The 21257-nt window shown below is 25.6% G+C and carries 22 protein-coding genes; all 22 read right to left on the bottom strand.

Going from position 1 to position 21257, the window contains the following annotated elements; translation table 11 throughout:
• Window positions 1-5: 5 nt before the first annotated feature.
• The gene (locus tag EV215_RS08315) at window positions 6-776 is read right to left on the bottom strand and encodes an aminotransferase class IV (RefSeq protein WP_134113546.1); all 771 of its coding nucleotides are present in this window, start codon (window positions 774-776) and stop codon (window positions 6-8) included.
• Window positions 777-874: 98 nt separating this feature from the next.
• Entirely contained in the window at window positions 875-1522 is a 648-nt protein-coding gene (locus EV215_RS08310; RefSeq protein WP_134113545.1) for an SIMPL domain-containing protein, read from the bottom strand.
• Between the two features lie 26 nt (window positions 1523-1548).
• On the bottom strand, window positions 1549-1935 hold the full coding sequence (panD, locus tag EV215_RS08305) for an aspartate 1-decarboxylase (protein ID WP_134113544.1): 387 nt from the start codon (window positions 1933-1935) through the stop codon (window positions 1549-1551).
• Between the two features lie 39 nt (window positions 1936-1974).
• Entirely contained in the window at window positions 1975-2826 is an 852-nt protein-coding gene (gene panC, locus EV215_RS08300; RefSeq protein WP_243832409.1) for a pantoate--beta-alanine ligase, read from the bottom strand.
• Window positions 2827-2835: 9 nt separating this feature from the next.
• Window positions 2836-3663, bottom strand: coding sequence for a 3-methyl-2-oxobutanoate hydroxymethyltransferase (gene panB / locus EV215_RS08295; protein ID WP_134113543.1), 828 nt, complete (start codon window positions 3661-3663; stop codon window positions 2836-2838).
• Complete coding sequence (locus tag EV215_RS08290; protein WP_134113542.1) at window positions 3660-4490, bottom strand: Rossmann-like and DUF2520 domain-containing protein; 831 nt, start codon at window positions 4488-4490, stop codon at window positions 3660-3662. The genes panB and EV215_RS08290 overlap by 4 nt, the downstream gene beginning before the upstream one ends.
• A gap of 194 nt (window positions 4491-4684) precedes the next feature.
• Entirely contained in the window at window positions 4685-5926 is a 1242-nt protein-coding gene (glyA, locus tag EV215_RS08285; protein ID WP_134113541.1) for a serine hydroxymethyltransferase, read from the bottom strand.
• A gap of 21 nt (window positions 5927-5947) precedes the next feature.
• Window positions 5948-7219 (bottom strand): alpha-amylase family glycosyl hydrolase, encoded by a 1272-nt coding sequence (locus EV215_RS08280; protein ID WP_166667385.1) that lies wholly within the window; start codon window positions 7217-7219, stop codon window positions 5948-5950.
• Between the two features lie 67 nt (window positions 7220-7286).
• The gene (locus tag EV215_RS08275) at window positions 7287-9206 is read right to left on the bottom strand and encodes an amino acid permease (RefSeq protein WP_134113539.1); all 1920 of its coding nucleotides are present in this window, start codon (window positions 9204-9206) and stop codon (window positions 7287-7289) included.
• 12 nt (window positions 9207-9218) lie between these two features.
• The gene (locus tag EV215_RS08270) at window positions 9219-9677 is read right to left on the bottom strand and encodes a hypothetical protein (RefSeq protein ID WP_134113538.1); all 459 of its coding nucleotides are present in this window, start codon (window positions 9675-9677) and stop codon (window positions 9219-9221) included.
• A 9-nt stretch (window positions 9678-9686) separates the two neighbouring features.
• Window positions 9687-9980, bottom strand: a complete 294-nt coding sequence (locus EV215_RS08265; RefSeq protein WP_134113537.1) for a hypothetical protein — start codon at window positions 9978-9980, stop codon at window positions 9687-9689.
• Window positions 9981-9991: 11 nt separating this feature from the next.
• Window positions 9992-11041 (bottom strand): flavodoxin-dependent (E)-4-hydroxy-3-methylbut-2-enyl-diphosphate synthase, encoded by a 1050-nt coding sequence (ispG, locus tag EV215_RS08260; protein ID WP_134113536.1) that lies wholly within the window; start codon window positions 11039-11041, stop codon window positions 9992-9994.
• Window positions 11042-11050: 9 nt separating this feature from the next.
• Entirely contained in the window at window positions 11051-12760 is a 1710-nt protein-coding gene (locus tag EV215_RS08255) for a M30 family zinc metallopeptidase (protein WP_134113535.1), read from the bottom strand.
• A 116-nt stretch (window positions 12761-12876) separates the two neighbouring features.
• On the bottom strand, window positions 12877-13872 hold the full coding sequence (locus tag EV215_RS08250) for a M23 family metallopeptidase (protein WP_134113534.1): 996 nt from the start codon (window positions 13870-13872) through the stop codon (window positions 12877-12879).
• Between the two features lie 60 nt (window positions 13873-13932).
• Window positions 13933-15180, bottom strand: coding sequence for a transcription termination factor Rho (gene rho / locus EV215_RS08245; RefSeq protein WP_134113533.1), 1248 nt, complete (start codon window positions 15178-15180; stop codon window positions 13933-13935).
• 15 nt (window positions 15181-15195) lie between these two features.
• Entirely contained in the window at window positions 15196-16191 is a 996-nt protein-coding gene (locus tag EV215_RS08240; protein ID WP_134113532.1) for a sodium:calcium antiporter, read from the bottom strand.
• A gap of 2 nt (window positions 16192-16193) precedes the next feature.
• Entirely contained in the window at window positions 16194-16568 is a 375-nt protein-coding gene (locus EV215_RS08235; protein WP_134113531.1) for a response regulator, read from the bottom strand.
• A gap of 71 nt (window positions 16569-16639) precedes the next feature.
• Window positions 16640-17959 carry an alpha-amylase family protein gene (locus tag EV215_RS08230; protein WP_134113530.1) on the bottom strand — a complete coding sequence of 440 codons (1320 nt, stop codon included), beginning with the start codon at window positions 17957-17959 and terminating at the stop codon, window positions 16640-16642.
• Between the two features lie 22 nt (window positions 17960-17981).
• Window positions 17982-19295: a tRNA (N6-isopentenyl adenosine(37)-C2)-methylthiotransferase MiaB gene (miaB, locus tag EV215_RS08225; protein ID WP_134113529.1), complete on the bottom strand. Its 1314-nt coding sequence runs from the start codon at window positions 19293-19295 to the stop codon at window positions 17982-17984.
• Window positions 19296-19385: 90 nt separating this feature from the next.
• On the bottom strand, window positions 19386-20030 hold the full coding sequence (locus EV215_RS08220) for an N-glycosylase/DNA lyase (protein ID WP_134113528.1): 645 nt from the start codon (window positions 20028-20030) through the stop codon (window positions 19386-19388).
• A 78-nt stretch (window positions 20031-20108) separates the two neighbouring features.
• Complete coding sequence (gene cdd, locus EV215_RS08215) at window positions 20109-20501, bottom strand: cytidine deaminase (protein WP_134113527.1); 393 nt, start codon at window positions 20499-20501, stop codon at window positions 20109-20111.
• 18 nt (window positions 20502-20519) lie between these two features.
• Window positions 20520-21215 carry a purine-nucleoside phosphorylase gene (deoD, locus tag EV215_RS08210; protein ID WP_134113526.1) on the bottom strand — a complete coding sequence of 232 codons (696 nt, stop codon included), beginning with the start codon at window positions 21213-21215 and terminating at the stop codon, window positions 20520-20522.
• Between the last annotated feature and the right edge of the window lie 42 nt (window positions 21216-21257).

The raw sequence follows: 21257 nt of genomic DNA, 5'->3' as shown, positions 1-21257 counted from the left end.
AGGTATTATATCATACTTTTTATTAATTTTAAATATTCTTTTTCTATCAAGTGAATAATTTCGCTTTTTTTGTAATAAATATTATTATACTCTGATACCCATAAACAACCTAATTTCATTAATGAATTTGATATAAAAATAGAATCCGCTTCTAACAAATTTTTGCTTGTATAATGCCCTTCTTGTACCTTTATACCATTTTTTTTAAGTATCTCTATTATTTTTTCTCTTACAATCCCATTTAAAATATTCAAATCTAAACTTGGTGTAAATACTATTTCATCTTTTATAAAAAATATATTTGAAATTGTCCCTTCTGTAATAATATTATTTCTATTTCTAAAAACCCCTTCAAATCCATTTTCTTTCATCACTTCTTTTCTAGCTAAAATATTTAATAAATAATTTCCACTTTTTAAAAATCCTAGCTCACTTTGATAATATTTTACTATTTCTACAAGTTTAATTCCATTTTTAAAATATCTATGTGAAAAGTTTTCTATTTTTATAAATAAATTTTCACTACTTACTTGAATTTTTAACATAAATTCATCATTTAAATCTTTTTCTTGATTTATTAAATCATATAAATAATTTTTTTCGATTTTTTTATCAATCCCTATAAATTTCATTGAATTTTCTAACCTTTTTAAGTGCTCATCTAAAAAGATTAGCTTATTTTTATAACCCATAATAGTTTCAAATAATGATATCCCATAAAAGTAATCTTCCCCTAATGGAGATTTATTGTATATTTTTTCATTTAAATAATACATTTTTTCTCCTTTTTTCACATTCTATGTTAATTATAATACATTATTACAAATATTTCAAAAATAATTTAAAAACCTCTTATTCTTAAGAGGTTTTTAAATTAATAACTTATTTCATATTCAACAAAAACTGATGATATTATTGTATAATTATTAGCTGCTACAGCACTTCTATTCATTTCATAACTATATCTAGGTATATTAGGATCTATATTTTCTGAAATATTTTTTATTTTTCCTAATTTTAAATCTTGCGATTCTAATATTTTTTTTGCTTTTTCTTCTGCATTTTTTAATGCTATAATTTTTGCTTTTTCTTCAAATTTTTCTCTATTTTTTACTCCAAAACTTATATTCCAAATATTATTTACCCCATTTTTTACTAATAAATCTATTATCTCACCAATTCTTTCTATATTTTCTATTTCAATATTCAAAGAATTATTTACCTTATAAATTTTTTTAGAATCTTTATCATTATAATCTTCTTTATCATAATATAAACTATAATTTGAAGTATTAATATTTTTTTCTTTAATTCCCAACTCTAAAAGTTTTGATATTATCTTGGATACTTTACCAGTATTTTCTTTTATAGCTTTAGATACATCTTCATTTTCAGTCATTACCCCTAAACTTATATTTGCTATATTTGGTTTGGTATTTATTTTCCCTATTCCCGTTACTTTTATTGTACCAGCAAATATTACGTTACTTATTATTATTATAAACATTAATATTTTTTTCATGTTAACACCTTTCTTTATCTAAACTATTAATCAACTAATCTTCCGTGTTTTTCATAATTTGATATTTTAGTAATTTTATTATTATCATCTACAAAAATAACTTTAGGTTTATGATTTTCCACTTCTTCTGAATCTAATTGACAATAAGCCATTATGATTATTTTATCATTTTTCTGTACCATTCTAGCAGCAGCTCCATTTAAGCATATTACTCCACTTCCTCTTTCTCCTGCTATTGTATAAGTCTCAAATCTCTCTCCATTATTTATATCTACAATATGTACTTTTTCATATTCATTTATACCTGATTGCTCAAGTAATTCTACATCTATTGTTATACTTCCGACATAATCAAGTTCCGCTTGTGTCACTGTAGCTCTATGAATTTTTGCTTTTAACATACTTAATATCATTTTTTCCTCCATATTATTATAAAAAATTATTCTTTAATTCTAATTAAATTTATAATCAAAATTATCAATAAGTCTTGTTTTCCCTATATATACTGCCATTGCTACTAACACATCCGTTTCTATTTTATTTACTTTTTCTAAAGTATATAAATCAACTATTTCGACATAATCAATTTTAGCAAGTGGTTCTTTTTCTATATTTTTTATTGCTAAATTTATAATTTTTTTTACATCTGTTTCTTTATTATCTAACATTTCTTTTATTTTATCAAGAGTTTTTTTCAATATAGTTGCTGCTTTTCTCTCTTTTGGTTTCAAATAACTATTTCTAGAACTTTTTGCAAGTCCATCTTTTTCTCTTATTATATCACAACCAATTATTTCTATATCAAAGTTCATATCCTTTACCATTTTTTTTATTATAGCTAATTGTTGAGCATCTTTTTTCCCAAAATAAGCTTTATCCGGATTCACAATATTAAATAGCTTTGTTACAACAGTTGCTACTCCTTTAAAATGTCCTTCTCTTTTCGCACCGCAAAGCTCTTTATCAAGATTTTCTACATTTACAAAAGTATATAATTTTTCAGGATACATCTCATTTACTTTTGGATGAAATATAATATCTGCCCCATTTTCAAATGCTACTTTTTTATCTCTTTCTAAATCTCTAGGATATTTATCTAAATCTTCATTTGGTCCAAATTGAATTGGATTAACAAAAATACTTACTATCGTAATTTCATTCTCACTACTACTTCTTTTTATTAAAGACGCATGTCCCTCATGTAAATACCCCATCGTTGGCACAAAACCTATAGTTTGATTATTTCTTCTGTACTCTTTTAAAATTTTTCTTAATTCATCTATTTTTTCTATTATTTTTATCATTTTTATCACCTAATATAATTTTTCTATTACATCATCAGATATTGCAAATGTGTGCTCTTTTGCTGGAAAAACTTCTGTTTTTACTTCTTCTACATATCTATTAAATGCATTTTCTATATCTTTTCCAATATCTGCGTACATTTTTACAAATTTTGGTTTAAATCCTGAGAACATATTTAACATATCTTGATATACTAATACTTGTCCGTCACATACATTTCCAGCCCCTATTCCTATAGTTGGTATCTCCAATTCCTCTGTAATAATCTTAGCTAATTTTTCAGGAACACATTCTAATACTACTGCATATGCCCCTGCTTTTTCTACTGCTTTTGCATCTTCAATCAATTTTTTAGCTGCATCAATATTTTTCCCTTGAACTTTAAATCCTCCAAATATATTAACAGATTGAGGGGTAAGTCCAATATGAGCTACTACAGGTATTTGAGCTTTTACAATTGCTTTTATTGTATCAGCCATTTCAATACCACCTTCCAATTTTACAGCTGTTGCATTAGTCTCTTTTATAAGTCTTCCTGCATTTTCTACTGCTTTTTCTATACTTACATGATAAGACATAAAAGGCATATCGGCTATTACCATAGTGTTTTTAGCCCCTTTTACTACTGCTTTTGTATGATGAATCATATCTTTCATTGTTACTTGAAGGGTATTCTCATAACCAAGCATTACCATTCCAAGTGAATCTCCAACAAGTATTGAATCTATATTACTATTATCCACTAATTTTGCTATTGAATAATCATAAGCCGTTACCATCGTTAATTTTTCTTTTTTTTGTTTTGCTTCTACAAATTGAGGTACTGTCTTTTTCACTTTTTATCACTCCTTAATATCTCTACTAACTCAGTATAATCTTTATCTACATTTTTTAATTTTGACAATTTTAACAAATTACTAGACAATCTAATATATAAATCTTTATCTACATCTTTTATTACTTTTAAGTGTTTTTTTAATGTTATTATATCTGCTCTTTCTACAGGCCCTGTTACAGCTTTTTCTATATTTTTTACTTTAATATTATTAATATTATTCTCTATAAGTGGAAAAATTGCTTTTTTTGCTTCATTTTTCTCTATCCCGCATTCACCTAAATAATTTATTCCAATTTCTATTAAAGATAAAACTAAATTCGAAACTATTACATTTGATAAATGGTAAATATCTTTTTTATCAGATTCTATTTTTAGTATTTCATTTCCTAATTTATTAAAAAAATCTACTAAATAATCTATTTTTTCTCTATCCCCTTCAATAGAAAAGGTTGCTTTTTCTATATCTTGGGTATTATCATCTGAAAAAGCAAACATAGGATGAATAGAATAAGCAAAATTTTTTTTTATTTTAATTTCCTTACTTGGTAATGAACCACTCATATGTATTAAAATTTTATTTTCAAATCCTAGTTTTTCTAATTTTTCTCGAATAATTTTAATATTATCATCATTTACAGTTATAAAAATAATATCTATATTTTCTATAAATTCTTTTATCTTTTTAAAAAATGTAAATTCTTTATTATATTTTTCTATTTTATTTTTATCAAGTTCATAAAATCCTATTATATCTATATTTTTATTTTTAAAATACCTAGCTAGTGATATCCCTACTTTCCCAGAACCTATAAATCCAATATTCATACATCCTCCAATTTATTACTAATTAGTAATATTTTTTCATATGTAATTATTATACTAGTAAAATATTTTTATTTCAAGCTTTTTTTACTTTTTAAATCAAAAAGTATATATTAATTTTTCTTTTATTTTGTAAACTAAAACTTAACATATTATATATATATAAAAAAACACTTGCAACTGCAAGTGTTTAATAACTATTTATATAGAGGAAATTCTTTTGATAATCTATGCACTTCCTCTTTTACTTGTAATATAACTTCTTCATTATCGATATTTTCTAATACTTTTGTTATTAAATCAGCTATTTTTATCATTTCAGATTCTTTCATTCCTCTAGTAGTAACTGCCGGTGTTCCTAGTCTTATTCCACTTGTTACAAATGGACTTTGTTTATCAAAAGGGATTCCGTTTTTATTTGCTGTTATTTCAGCTTTTACAAGTGCTTTTTCTGCATCTTTACCTGTAATATTTTTAGAAGTAAGATCTACCAACATTAAATGATTATCTGTTCCTCCACTTACTATTCTAAATCCTTTTTCTTCAAGAGCTTTAGCTAAAGTTTTTGCATTTTTTACTACTTGTTTTTGATATTCTTTAAAATCATCTTGTAACGCTTCATGAAATGATACTGCTTTTGCAGCAATTATATGCATTAAAGGTCCACCTTGTATTCCAGGAAAAATTATTTTATTTATTTTTTTAGCAATCTCCTCATCATTTGTCATTATCATTCCACCTCTAGGACCTCTTAAGGTTTTATGAGTTGTTGTTGTAACTACATGTGCATATGGTACTGGACTCATATGTTCACCTGCTGCTACTAATCCTGCTATATGTGCCATATCTACAAATAAATATGCTCCTACTTCATCAGCTATTTCTCTAAATTTTTTAAAGTCTATTTCTCTAGAATATGCACTTGCTCCTGCTATTATCATTTTTGGTTTATGTTCTAAAGCTATTTCTCTAATATTACTATAATCTAACATTTCTGTTTCTTTATCTACACCATAACTAACTATATTGTATAATTTACCAGAAAAATTTACATTTAATCCATGTGTTAAATGTCCTCCATGATCAAGTCCCATTCCCATAACAGTATCTCCTACATTAATAAGAGCCATATATACTGCCATATTTGCTTGTGACCCTGAATGAGGTTGTACATTTACATAATTTACATTAAAAAGTTTTTTTGCTCTCTCTATTGCAAGAGTTTCAACTTCATCTACAAAATGACATCCTCCATAATATCTTTTCCCTGGATAACCTTCAGCGTATTTATTAGTTAATACACTTCCTGCTGCTTCCATTACAGCTTTTGAAACAAAATTTTCAGATGCAATAAGCTCAATACCTGATTCTTGTCTCTCTTCTTCTTTAATTATTACTTCATAAATTCCCATATCCATTTTTTTCAAATTTTCTAACATTTTTCACCTCTTCTATATTTCTTAATCTTTTGTATATAAAACTCTTACTTCCCCCGGATTAAGAGTTTTTTCGTAAAATTTACTTTTAATTTCCTCTTTATTTTCAAGAGAAAGGTCAATAACTTTATCACTTTCTAAAATATAGTAAATATCTTCCATTTTTAAATATTGACTTGAAATAAAATTAAGGTTTGCTATGACTAAGGCCCTCTCTTTTTTATCTCTACTTATTCTTTTGAAAGCAAAAATATTTGGATTTTCTTGACTTAAGTAATATATATCATTTTCTTCTGAAAAAAGATTTATCTCATCTTTTAGTCTATTTACATGTAAAATATATTCTTTTAAATCTAAATTTCCAATATTTAATTCTGGTTCAAGTCCTCTAAGTTCATTAAGTTTTACTTTATTTCCATGTTCAAATCCAATTGGAATCATAATAGAACTATTAATAAGAGCAGCTAATATATAAAATGCTTTAGAAGCTTCTATATTTTCATTATACCTCATTGCAACTCTTTCTGTATCATAATTTTCTGGAAATGAAATCATTTTTACCATTTCTTTCAATTTATAATGCTGTTCTAAAAACCAAGTTGCTCTGAAGTTCCACCATTTAAAACTACTAAATAAATAGTCTACTCCAGCTTGAGCCAAATCAAGCATATCATTAAAACTAGCTCCTAAGTTATCTCCTATAACTATAAATTCTTTATTTTTATTCTTTAAACTATCAACCAATTCTTTAACTAAATCCATTGGTACATTAAATGCTGAATGAAGTTTTATTCCATCTATACCCAAATTTTCATAATGAAGTGCTAAATCTATCCAGTATTTCCAAAGATATGTTTTTATTGTTTCATCTCCATGATGATTATTGATTTCTAATAAATCGCCCCATTCAACCAAAGTATCATAATTATTTATACTATACTTTTTTATTTCGCCATATTCATTATATTTATACCATTCTGGATGTGTAAGTAATAAATCTGAATCAATTGCCGTATGAGTAACTATAAGCTCTAGTACAATTTTCATATCTCTTTTATGTACTTCATTTATAAACTCTCTAAATTGCTCAGCCGGTGATTTTTCTGAAAATGGGTCTAAATATTTTTCATCTATCTCATAAAAGTTCTTAGGAGCATAGATATTTCTAGAATATCCCGTTTGATATATTGGATTTAAGTATATAACATCAAAATTCATATCTTTTATATCATCTAACTTATCTATCCAATCACTTATTTTTCCTGCTATAAGAGGGAATAGATTATATATTTTCACTATTTCAAACACCTCTTTTCTTTTACATTTCTATATAAGTTTATCATAATTTTTTCTATTTTACAATTTAATTATTTCTTTTTCTTTTACTTAATAATACCATATCTCTTATATAATCAGCATTTTTAGCATTTATCCATTTTTCTTTAAAATCTTTATCTCTAACTAATGATGCTATCGAAGCTAAAGTCTGCAAATGTGTTTTTTTCATTTTTTTACTACTAATAAATAAAAATACTGATTTTATATTATTTTTTTCTTTATTATAAATTATTCCTTCTTTACATCTAATTATTGTTAAATGAAAAATTTCTTTTTCCGTATTTAATACAATATGAGGTATTGCTGTAAAATTAGTTATAGCTGTAGAACTTTCTTTTTCTCTTTCATGAAAAAGTTTTAACAATATATTTTTAGGTATTCCTAATATATTTTTTAAGCTTTCTGTTTCTACTTCAAATAATTCATCTAATGTTAATGGTCCTTTTAAATCCATAATTACTGCTTGTTTTACAAGTTTATCAAATTCATCTAATTCTATATCGTCTCTTTCATGAATAATATCTCTTAATTCACTTTCAAGATCATGTGTTACGTTTAAATTTTCTGTCATTTTAATTAATAAATGTAGAAATGCATATTGTTTTTTAGCATGTTTTTTCCCATAAAGAAAGTATAATATAATACTAAATATAACAAATGCAAAACTAGTTTCTACTGCTTTATATCCAAGTTCACCTATAAACAATGAATATATTATTATTGTAAATATTTGTGGAATTGGATAAAATGGTGTTCTAAAACTAGGTTGATAATTTGCCATATCACTTTCTCTTATAATTATTACTGCAACATTTGTAAGAATATATGTTAATAATATTACTGCTGATGCTGTTTTAGCTAAAGATTCAAGCGATAATAATAACGATCCCATAATAAACATTCCTGTAATAACTATTGAATAAATAGGCGTTTTAAACTTTTTATGTACTTTACTTATAAATTTAGGAAAAAGTCTATCTCTACTAAGTGCTAATGGATATCTTGAAGCTGCCATTATCCCTGCATTTCCTGTAGTAATAAATGCTAACATAGAAGCTATTATTATAATATAAAATCCAAAATCTCCAGCTATAGTTCTTCCTACATCAGCTATTGGTGTAATTGACATCATCAAATTTCTTCCTTTACTTACTCCTACCGTTACAAACAATAATAAAGTATATAATATTGTGATTGTTATAATAGAAGCTACTAAGGCTAAAGGTACATTTTTAGTTGGATTTTTTACTTCTTCTGATACTGAAGCTGCCTTTAATAACCCTCCAAATGAAACAAATACAAATGCTGTCGTTGAAAATATTGTTATCATACCCTCTTTAGAAAATATAGATATTGCTTTTTCAAATACAAATTCATTTTCCATATTTATTTTATATTTTTGAATAAATGGTGTAAAAGCTTGTATATCGATTTTAAAAATACCCATTATTATATAAATAACTATAATAGATATCAATACAACTACTAATAAAACTTCAAATTTACTTGCTAAATCTACACCAACAATATTTAGTACAACAAAAAATATTGTTACAAAAATCGAAATTATTAGAATATCACTACTAATCATCTCTTCGCCATATAAAAATCTTGCTGTTATTCCTGATATACCAAATATTGCAAATGCTGTTTTTAAAGAAATTGCAAACCAACTAAGAACTCCTGAAATAGTCCCTATCAATGGTCCTAAAGTTCTATTTATAAAGAAATAATCTCCACCGGCTTTTGGCATTGCGGTAGTTAATTCTATTATTCCTAATATCCCTACAAATGCTATTAACCCGCCTAATAAATAGGATATTATCATTGAAGGACCTGCTTTCGAAAACGCTAGTGCTGGCAGTATAAATATCCCAGAACTAATCATTGCTCCCGATGCTATACTAAATAAATCCAAAAACCCAAGTTCTTTTTTTAATGCCATATTGTTCACCGCCTATTCCCTTTTAATGATTTTTATTTCTTTTTCTTTGTATTCTAACATGTCAAACTCTTTGTCTTTTTTTATTATATTTTTATTATAAATTTTTAAGCTAGCATTTTCTTTAGCTGAAGAAACTATGTCTATATAACTATCTTCTATTAATTCCAATTGTTTTGAATTTATAATAAAACTAACTCCAAAACTTGTTCCTGTATCTTCACTTTTATTGCTTATTTTTAATTCTGTATTTATTTTTGTTTGTATCCAACTAATAGTATATTTATCAGGTTTTAAATAGTATACCTTATTTTTTATAATATTTTTGTTATTAAGTTTTACTTTATATATTTTTTCATCCCAATTAAATACCACTTCTATTTTATTTTTTTTTATTTTTTTATTTATACTACTATTACTACATGAGATAAACAAAATTAATATACTTAGTATTATTATTTTTAATGTTTTCATTATTATCTCCTACTCTATTATTTGATATTTTTTATTTATCAAATATATATTATTTTCTGAAATAAAATATATCCCTACTTTATCTACTAAGAAAAGTTCTACTTTTTTAATAGATGAAGACTTTAATATTATTTCTGCTGTATGATATGCTCTATTTAAATAATATTTTTTATTTTCTATTATTTCCATATTATCTATATAAACTTTTTCAATATTATTATCAAATTCAAATGATACTTCATAATATCCTCGAACTAATAGATCAATATTACTACACGAAATAAATATTATTAATATAATCAAAATTATTTTTTTTATTTTAAATCCTCCTCAATAATTTTTCGAAGCTCATCTAAAATATCTTGCTCATCTACTTTTTTTACAATTTTACCTTTTTTAAAAATTACTCCTACGCCTTTTCCACCAGCTACTCCGTAATCAGCTTCTTTTGCTTCTCCAGGTCCATTTACTACACAACCCATTACTGCAATTTTTATATTTTCTTTATATTTTTTAAATTCCTCTTCTACTTTTTCTGCTAATCCTATCAAATCAATTTCAGTTCTACCACAAGTTGGACATGATATTATCTCTACCCCCTTATTTCTATATCCTAAAATTTTCAATATTTCTTTTGCTACTTTTATCTCTTCTACTGGACTTGCTGTAAGAGATACCCTTATTGTATTTCCGATATTATCTAATAATAAACTTCCTATCCCTATTGCAGATTTTATAGTACCTTGAAAGATTGTTCCTGCTTCTGTTACTCCTAAATGAAGAGGATAGTCTATTTTGTTACTAATTAATCTATATGCTTTTGCCATAACTTTTACATCACTAGATTTAAGAGATACTACTATATCATAAAATTCAAATTTTTCTAATAATTTTATATGATACATAGCACTTTCTACTAGTGCTTCTGGCGTAGGTTTTCCATATTTTTCTAAAATATGTTTTTCTAATGACCCCCCATTTACACCTATTCTTATTGGGATATTTTTTTCTTTAGCTGCTCTTACTACTCTTTCTACATTTCCATCTCCGCCAATATTTCCTGGATTTATTCTAAGTTTATCTATTCCATTCTCAATTGCAAGTAATGCAAGTCTATAATCAAAATGTATATCAGCAACTAATGGTATATTTATATCTTTTTTTATCTCTTTTATTGCATATGCTGCTTCTTCTGTATTAACTGTTACTCTTACTAATTCACATCCTGCTTTTTCTAATTCTTTTATTTGTTTAACCGTTTCTTTTATATTAGCAGTGTTTGTATTCGTCATAGATTGTATTATTATATTACTATTACCACCAATTTTTATATTTCCTACTTTTATTTCTCTAGTTTTTCTCATTTTTCACCTCTATTTTATTTCTAATATAAAATTATTATTGTTTTTTATCGCCTCTGCTTCAAAATATTCTTTTGTTTTAAAATTCCCTAAAGAATCTTTAATAATAATATTTATTCCCACTCCACTAGGAATTGTTATATCCCATTCACTATCACTTACTATTGAATATGGAGTTAATTTATAATAAATATTAGCCCCAAGATCAAGATCTGGAGCACTACTATCATCAAGTCCATAAAATATTATATTTTTATAGTTTTTATTATCTACTACGTTTATAGGAGCTACTCTATATGTTATACCATTATAAGATAAATCTTTACTACTATAAACATAATCTAGTTCATATTTATCTGATGTTAATATAGCCTCTCCCCAATATTTTAATAATTCTTCAAATTTTATATTGTATCCATTTTTTTCTAAAGCTTTTTCTATAGCTGTAATTCCATTATATTCATTAGTTGCAATATCATGAAATATTCCCACTCCAAAATTTCTTAATAAAAATGCTCCAAAAAAATATTTATTAGCATAATGTAATGTTGAGTTTGTCCATTCATTAACTGGATAACTATTTGAATATAATGAAAATTCGTCTTGTCGTATATTTATCGGATTATTTATTCCAAGTTTATTTGCTAGAATATCCTCTGTAGTCATGGCACACATCTCATTTATCCATGAATCTATATTTATATCTTGATTATAATATTTTTGATAAAATATTATCATATGCGTAAATTCATGTGCTAATGTTGATAATATAATTGCTGGCCCTTTACCTTCTTTATCTACATAAGTTATATCCCAGTTACTATTCTCATCTTTTTTTGCTAGATTTCCACTATCTATAAAAAACATTATTTTTTCATTAGAATATTTATTATTTTCATTATTTATAAAATTATGTGTACTGTCAAAAAAACCTAAATAACTACCATTACTATTATTCCCTTCATTTATATTATAAATTAATATATTTATTTCTTTATTTCCGTCTATTGTATTTGTATATTCATCATTACCTTCAAACCATTCATCGCCATATATATTAGTTACCCAATCATATATATCATTATCAAATCCTGTTTTTAAAAATTTATCCGCTAATGCATCTATCATTTCTTGAGTTACTACTGTTTCCCATACATCATCTGCAACCCATATATTTAATGTTCTTGTACTAGAATTATTATTCTCTACTTTTACTTCAATATTATTTACCTGTTTTTTTAAAGTAGCTTGTTTTTTATTTAATTCATTATTTTCTTTATAATAATCTCCTGTTCCAGCATACAATGCATAAAATTCTTCTTTACTTCCTTCAGTATAGCTTGTATTTGTTATGCTAGCTCTAATATTATATGAGATGGTATTTTCTATAGATTTTTCTCTTATCAATTTTCCATTATTATAAAATACAGGATGTTTTATAATATCATCATTCCCTAATGTATTTATATTATAATTAGCCATATAATTATTTAAGCTGCTATTTATATTATTACTTGTTATTTTTATTTGTCCTGCGTATGAATAATATTCTTCATTAGTAAATATTGCATATGCTTCATAAGCACTATTAGAATTATTATCTATTGATAATGTTATAGCTTTTTTTGTTGCTGTACTTGTAACACTTTCTGTAAAAAAATCAAATATCCCACAACTACTAAATACTAATATTGATGCTAAATAAAATAATATTTTTTTCATGGTTTTCACCTTTCCTTATTTTAAATAATATAATTATTTATATTATATAATTTTTTATCAAAAAAATAAATAAAAAAAACCTATAAATATATTTTCATATATCTATAGGTTAAATTCTATTTTCTAAATTTCATTGGATTTAATGTTTTTCCATTTTTTCTTATTTCAAAATGTAAATGTGGTCCTGTAACTCTTCCTGTTTGCCCAGTTTTTCCTATTAATTGACCTTTTGTTACTTTTTGACCTACTTTAACATATATATTATTTAAATGTGCCATTCTTGTTTCATAACCATTACTATGTTTTATAATAATAATTTTCCCATATCCACCAAGCCAACCCGCTGTTTTTACTGTTCCATCTTCTGGTGCATAAAGATTAGTACCTACTCTTGCTCGAAGATCTACTCCTGCATGAAAAATATTTCTTTTTAATACAGGATGAAATCTTTTTCCGTATGGGCTTGTCACACCTAAATATCTAATAGGCCATTTAAAGTTTGGTCCTTGATTAATTGTTTTATTAATAAAGCTTAAATCAGGATTCTCAATTATTAATTTGTCTCCAACTATAAGATTTGTCGTGTCTAAATCATTTTTACTAATTATATCATCCATTTTCACATTATATTTTTTTGCTATTTTAAATAACGAATCTCCAGATTGAACTATATATTCTATATTATTATCATTTACTATTTTTAACTTTTGACCTATTCTAATAATACCATTTTTTACAGTTGGATTATTTGCAATCAAATAATTCATATCTATTCCAAGTTTACTCGATATTTTATAAAGAGAATCTCCTTTTTGAACTGTATAATAGGTTACTTTTATTTCTTTCGATTCATCTATTGGTTCTTTATCAACTACAACATATTCTTTTTCAAATGATATAGTATTATCATCTAATATTTCTACTCCACCATCTTCAATCTGTGAACCTTCTTCAATTTTGTCTGTTCCTTCTACTTCTTTTATCGCCTCTTTATAGCTAACAAATTTATCTGTTGGTAAAATTTCATCAGATTTAGTTTTTTTAAAAAAAGTTAGCCCCACTATTCCCAATATAATAACCAATAAGAGCCCTTTTAAATATTGCCTATTCATGCTCTTCCTCCTTAAATATAATAATATAATTTTACCACATTAAAAGTTTTTTTACAATAATTATTCTCCACTTTTATACATTTCTAAAAGTTCTCTATTTGAATTGGTATTTTTTATTGTATCTATGAGTCTCTTTGCTGCTTCTGCATTATCATATTTCCCTAAATACCTTCTTATACCCCAGATAAGTCTTAATTCTTCTTTAGTAAATAAAAGCTCCTCTTTTCTTGTTCCAGATTTTTTAATATCAATTGCGGGATATATTCTAAGCTCTGCTAAATTTCTATCAAGATGAATATCCATATTTCCAGTTCCTTTAAATTCTTCATAAATCACTTCATCCATTCTACTACCTGTATCTATTAATGCTGTAGCTATTATTGTTAAACTACCTCCATTTTTTATATTTCTTGCTGAACCAAAAAATTTCTTTGGATGATAAAGGGCTATTGGATCAATTCCACCAGAAATAAGTTTTCCACTTGAAGGCATTACTATATTATAAGCTCTTGCAAGCCTTGTAATACTATCCATTAAAATAAATACATCTTTTCCATTTTCGACTTTTCTTCTAGCTTCTTCAAGTATTTTTTCTGTTACTTTTATATGATTTTCTGGATTTTCATCAAAAGTAGATGCAAATACTTCTGCGTTTGTAACATTTTCTTTTATATCTGTTACTTCTTCTGGTCTTTCATCTATAAGAAGTATCCACACTTCTATATCTTTTCTATTTTTTATTATGTTATTTGCTATTTGGCTTATTAGCATAGTTTTCCCAGCTTTAGGAGGTGCTACTATTAATCCCCTTTGTCCAAGTCCTATAGGCGCTATAAGATCAATAAATCTACCTACTATATTATCTTTTTCATCTGTTTCAAGTTTCGCTCTTTCTGTTGGATAATAGGGTATCAAATCATCAAATTGTACTCTAGATTTTGCTGCTTCTAAAGTATCTCCGTTTACCAAAATTAATTTTTTCATTGCATAATTTTTTTCATCTGGAGTTGGCGTTCTTATTTCACCTAATACCATATCATTAGTTCTTAAATTAAATCTTTTTATTTGAGAAGCAGATATATATATATCTTTTTCTAAATTAGATTCTCTTAAAAAACCATATCCATCAGGTAAAATTTCAAGCCTTCCATAACCAATAATTTCCCCTTTATTTAAATTTTCTTCTATTATTATTTGATAAATAAGCTCTTCTTTATTATAAGTTGATATTTTAGATATCCCCATATCTTTAGCTAAATCTTTTAACTCTTTTAATTTATAACTTATTAATTCATTTGGTTGTACCATTATTCTCCTTCCAAACTATCTATATATATATAATATATACATAGATATTATATATATAATTCCTACTAAATACCCATCATAAGGTTTTTTCTTTTTATTAAAAAATGTTCCTAAAATTATAATTAATACCATAATAACAGATGCTGCCATTGAGATAATATGATATTCTGTTAATTTATCAAACATTGCTCCTTTAAAATAAAATAAATCAATCAATATTAAAAGCGATAAATTAAATAGATTGCTTCCTAATATATTTCCTATAGACATATCATAAGCACCTAATTTTACTGCTTGTATAGATACTGTTAATTCTGGAAGTGATGTCGCTACTGCAAGTAATATAGTCCCTACAAAACTTGCTCCTAAAGTTATTCCAAATATAGGTATAATAGATATTCTATCTGCTGTATAACTAAGTCCTATACCAAATAATACAATTAATATAGCATTAATAATAAATCCTTTTTTAGCTTCTTTATAAGCTAAATTTTGCTTTTCTTCTATTTCTATGCCAATGTTATTTTCCATATTAAATTCATACTCATTTTGATAAATATATACAAGTCGCATAGATACTAAATATACTATAAATATAATAATCGATATAATACTTATATGAAAAACATTAAATGATTTGAAAATATATCCAAAAATGAAAAAAATAGATATTAAAATAGAAAAAAATCCAGGCAAAAGATGTCCTCTATCAATTTTATTGGTGAAACATATGTTTTTTATAACAAACACATCTAAAATACAAATAATAAAAACATTAAATATATTGCTACCAAATATATTTGACACTGCCATATCAGGATGCCCTAATAACGTCGAAAAAATACTTGTAATCATTTCTGGAAGTGATGTAATTGACGCAAGCATTACTATTCCTATCCATGATTTATCTAGTTCTTTTATATCACCTATTGCATCTCCATATATACTTAAGTTTTGACCAGTTTTTATTGTTAAATAAGCTAATATGCAAAAAATTAACAAATATACCATTTTTACATTCTCCCCAACTCTAAATAAGTTTCAATTCCTGAAATAAATCCTCTTGCATTAAAAGGTTTTGTAATGAATCCATCAGCTCCTGCATTAAAGGATTCTTTTTTGTCTATTGCAGATAATTTTGCTGAAAACATAACAATTGGTATATCTTTTAGTTTTTGGATATTTCTCATTCTTTTACATACTTCTACTCCATCTATCTCTGGCATCATTATGTCTAATATAATTAAATCTGGAGTAATTTTCTCCACTATTTCAAGTGCTTCTTTTCCATTATATGCTTTTATTACCTCATATCCTTCAGTTTCTAAAAGCATTTCTACTACTTCTACTACATCTACTTCATCATCAACAATTAAAATTTTTTTCATTTTAGCCCCCTTTTTTTTTATATTAGAAAACTCTTTTATTTAAAAAGAGTTTTCTATTTTATTTAAAAAATTTAATATTTTATATAAAAAAGTTTCACCTCTCCAGGCTTCAAACTATAATCTAAATTATTAAATACAGTTTCCATTTTATGCCCATGAGAAATATCTTTTATTTTATCACCATTCATAATTTCATAAAAATTAGGTATATTGATATTATGCCAATTATACGGACTTAAATTTGCTACTACAAATATTTTTTCACTTTTATTTAAAGCTTCTTTAGCAAATCCAAATAACTCTTCATTATGAAAATCATAAGGAATTATCATATTATCTTCTTGTAATATTTGGTATTGAGATTTAATTTTATTTATTTCGCTTATTTCTTTAGATATATCATAATTAGCATTTTCCCACCATTCTGGGTTAGTTTGTACTACATCTATTTTTCTTTTAAATCCAAATTCAAATCCAATTGTTGTTGCTATACTTGAACAAAAATAAGCTTGTATAGCATATTTATTAATTGCTAAGTCTTTATTTCCATTCACTTCATTGTAGTATCTTTCTGTATCATGATTTTCTGGAAAAGTCATTGAAAAATATTTCCCTGCCCATTCTTTATAATCTTTTAAAAACCATTCATCTTTATAGTTCCACCATTTGATACTGTTCATTACAATATCAAATCCAGCTTTTGACACATTCATAAGTTGTGTTGGAGTACATCCAAGTGTTTCTGCAACAAATATCACATCACTATATTTTTCTTTTACATTAGAAATCAAATAATTCCACAAATCTGCTGGTACATGATATGCAGCATCACATCTAAAACCTCTTATTCCAAGATCACAATAATGAAGTAACATATCTAACCAATATTTCCATAAATTCTCTTTATCTGGAGAATTAGCATTATCTATTTGAGCTAAATCTCCCCAAACAACCCAAGTTCCATTATCATCCGCTCCTGCATTTTTTACTTTCCCATTTTCATCTCTTTCATACCATTCTGGTTTTAATTTTACTAACGGTGAATCTATTGCTGTATGATTTATAACAATATCATACATTACTTTTATACCCCTTTTTTCTGCTTCACTGCAAACTTTTTTTAATAATTCATTCCCTTTTTTCCTATCTTTTTCTAAATTTTCTTCCTTATAATCTTCTGATTTTAATGGCCAGCCTTTTATAAACATTGGATTATATAAATAATAATCCTTTATTGCATAATCAGAACCAGAAAATCCTGATGCATTTATAGGATTAATATAAATCCAATTAAAATTCATGTCTTGAATCCTATCAAAATGATTAATCCAATTATCCATTTTACCTATTAATTTGGGATATAAATTATATACTCTTATACCTTTTTTCATTTAGTTTACCATCCTCTCTATATTAAACTAATTTACCATACAATGTCCATGTTTTTGTTTCTGTAATTTCTACATTAACAAAAGTTCCTTTTAAGTTAATATTCCCTTCAAAAAGTACTACTTTATTTGTTCCAGTTCTACTACTTAAAACTTGTTTATTTTTTTTACTAGGTCCTTCTACTAATACTTTTACAATTTTTCCTTTATATATATTACTATTTTTTTTAGAACATTCATTTTGTAAATTAATTAATCTCTGTAATCTCTCTTTTTTTATATTATCATCAATTTGCCCATCCATTTCAGCTGCTTTAGTTCCACTTCTTTTAGAATACATAAACATAAATGCATTATCATATTTTACTTTTTCTACTACATCTAAGGTATCTAAAAAATCCTCTTCTGTTTCATATGGAAATCCTACTATTATATCTGTTGTAAGTGCTACTCCTGGTATTTTTTCTTTTATCTTATTAGCAAGTGCTATATACTCTTCTTTTGTATATCCTCTATTCATTAAATTTAAAATTCTTGTAGAGCCTGCTTGAAGTGGTAAATGAACTGATTTTGTTACTTTTTCTGATTTTGCTATTACATTTATTACATCATCTGTAAAATCTCTTGGATGAGGAGATGTAAATCTTATCCAAAATTCTCCTTCTATTTTGTTTAATTCCTCTAATAATTTAGCAAAATTTTCTCCACTATTCAAGTCTTTTCCATATGAATTGACATTTTGACCTAAAAGAAGTATCTCTTTATATCCTTTATTTACAAATTTTTTAGTTTCTTCTATAATTTCATCCATAGGTACAGATCTTTCTCGTCCTCTTACATATGGTACTATACAATATGTACAAAAGTTATTACATCCATATGTTATTGCGATAGATGCTGAAAATCCATTTTCAAAATCTGCTTCTAAACTTGGTGGTAATTCATCTTCATTATTTGTAAAAATAACATGTTTTAAATCACTATTTGTTATATCTTCTATTGCTTTAGGTAGTTTAGCAATATTTTGATTTCCAATAACAATATCAATATAATTAAATTTATTTATTAATTCTTCTCCTTGCTCCTGTGCAAAACACCCTGTTACTCCTATTACCATCTTATTATCTTTTTTTTCTTTTATATTTTTTAATTCTCCAAGTTTTCCAAATATTTGTGTTGCTGCTCCTTCTCTTACAGTACATGTATTTAAAAATACTACATCAGCATTTTTAATATCTTCTATTACTTCATAACTATTATTTTCTAATAGTTTTTTTATTTTTGCACTTTCATTTACATTCATTTGACAACCATATGTTAAAATTGCTACTTTTTTCATTATTTTTTATTATTCCTCCTACATTTTAAAGTTACTACAATATCAAGATTATATCATAAATACATATTTTTGACAATTTAAGAAAAGATTCTATTTAAAAATTTCTCCTGCTTCTTGATACCATAATACAAAATCTAAATGTTCCATTTTTATGTTTATTTTTTTAGAAAATTCTATCATTTTATTTTCAATTTCTAAATATTTTTTTGCTGTTAATGTTTTAGGGATTTCATTTATTACATTTAATTTAAACAAATTTTTTAATATATGTCTATCTAAAATAGCTAGCTTACTACCAAAACCTATATTCCTCAAAAAATGGCTTGCTTCTTTATACCCAATCCCTCTTATATTTTTTACTATCCAATTTCTCATTTTAATTGGTGATTCTAATTTATCTAATATTTCTTTTATTATTATTACACCGTTTTCATCTTTTATAGTTTCTCTTAAAAGCACTAAATTTTTTGCTTTTGTATTCTTAAATCTTACTATATTTAAATATTCCACTATTTCTTCTTCTTCCCCATAAAATAATAACCCTGTTTCTTTCAATTTTGTTATTGCTTTCCATGCACTTTTAGCTTTTGATTGGGGAGTTAATATACAAAAAGCTAATTCAATAAAAATATCTTCATTATTTCCTTCTAACCATATTAATTTAAATTCTTCCAACCTCTTTTCGATGTCTATTTTAAGCCTTTTATAGCTATTTTTTAATTCTTTTATATCCATTTTTTCACCTCATTTTATTTATTATTTTAATATTTAATTAGAATTAAATATTAAAATAATAAGGAGACTAATCGTCTCCTATAATTTAAATCCATATGGAAGAAGCTCTTCCATAGTTAGTATTTTATATTCTTTTTTCAAGTTTGCCAAAATAATTCTTGTATTTTCTGCTGAAAATTCTTTTATTACTTGTCTGCATGCTCCACAAGGACTTACAGGTCCAGTAGTATCTGCTACAATACAAATAGTATCTATATTTTTCATACCATTTGTAACCGCTGTAAATATTGCTGTTCTCTCAGCACAATTAGATAATCCATAAGAAGCATTTTCTACATTTGCTCCTTTATGATGCTTCCCTTTATCATCTACAACTATAGCTCCTACTGAAAAATGCGAATATTCTACATAAGCATTTTCTCTAGCTTGAATAGCCTCATCTATTAAATCAATTATTTTTTTTTCTTCCATAATTACTCTCCTTGATAATTAAAGTGTTGAAAGAGCTATTTCAATCATATCCTTAAATGTCGTTTCTCTTTCTTCAGATGTTGTTTCTTCACCTGTTACTAATGAATCTGATATAGTTAAAATCGTTAAAGCTTTAACTCCATATTTAGCAGCTATTGTATAAAGAGCAGCTGTTTCCATTTCTACTGCAAGTACTCCAAATGATGCCCATTTTTTATAAGAATTAAAATCATCTTGATAAAATTCATCACTTGTTAATATATTTCCTGCTTTAACTTCTATATTTTTTTCTTTTGCTGCAGTTACCGCTTTCATAAATAATTCAAAATTAGCTGTCGGCGCAAAATCACCATTGAATCTATGTCTATTTATTCCAGAGTTTGTAGATGCTGCCATTGCTAAAACTATATCTCTTACTTTTACATTTTCTTGATACGAACCAGCTGATCCTACTCTTATAAGATTTTTTACTCCATAATCTCTTATTAATTCATTTACATATATAGAAATAGATGGAACTCCCATTCCTGTTCCTTGTACTGACACTTTTTTCCCTTTATAATACCCCGTATAACCATACATTCCTCTAACAGTATTATAACATTCAGCATCTTCCAAAAATGTTTCTGCTATCCATTTTGCTCTCATTGGATCTCCAGGAAGTAAAACTGTTTCTGCTATTTCTCCTTTTTTAGCTCCTATATGTACACTCATTTTATTCCTCCTAAAACTATTAAAATTCTCTCTTGATTATTT

This window comes from Hypnocyclicus thermotrophus (assembly GCF_004365575.1).
Lineage (GTDB): Bacteria > Fusobacteriota > Fusobacteriia > Fusobacteriales > Fusobacteriaceae > Hypnocyclicus > Hypnocyclicus thermotrophus.
Note: the sequence above shows the minus strand (reverse complement) of the source record. Positions and strands in the feature narration are given on the sequence as shown.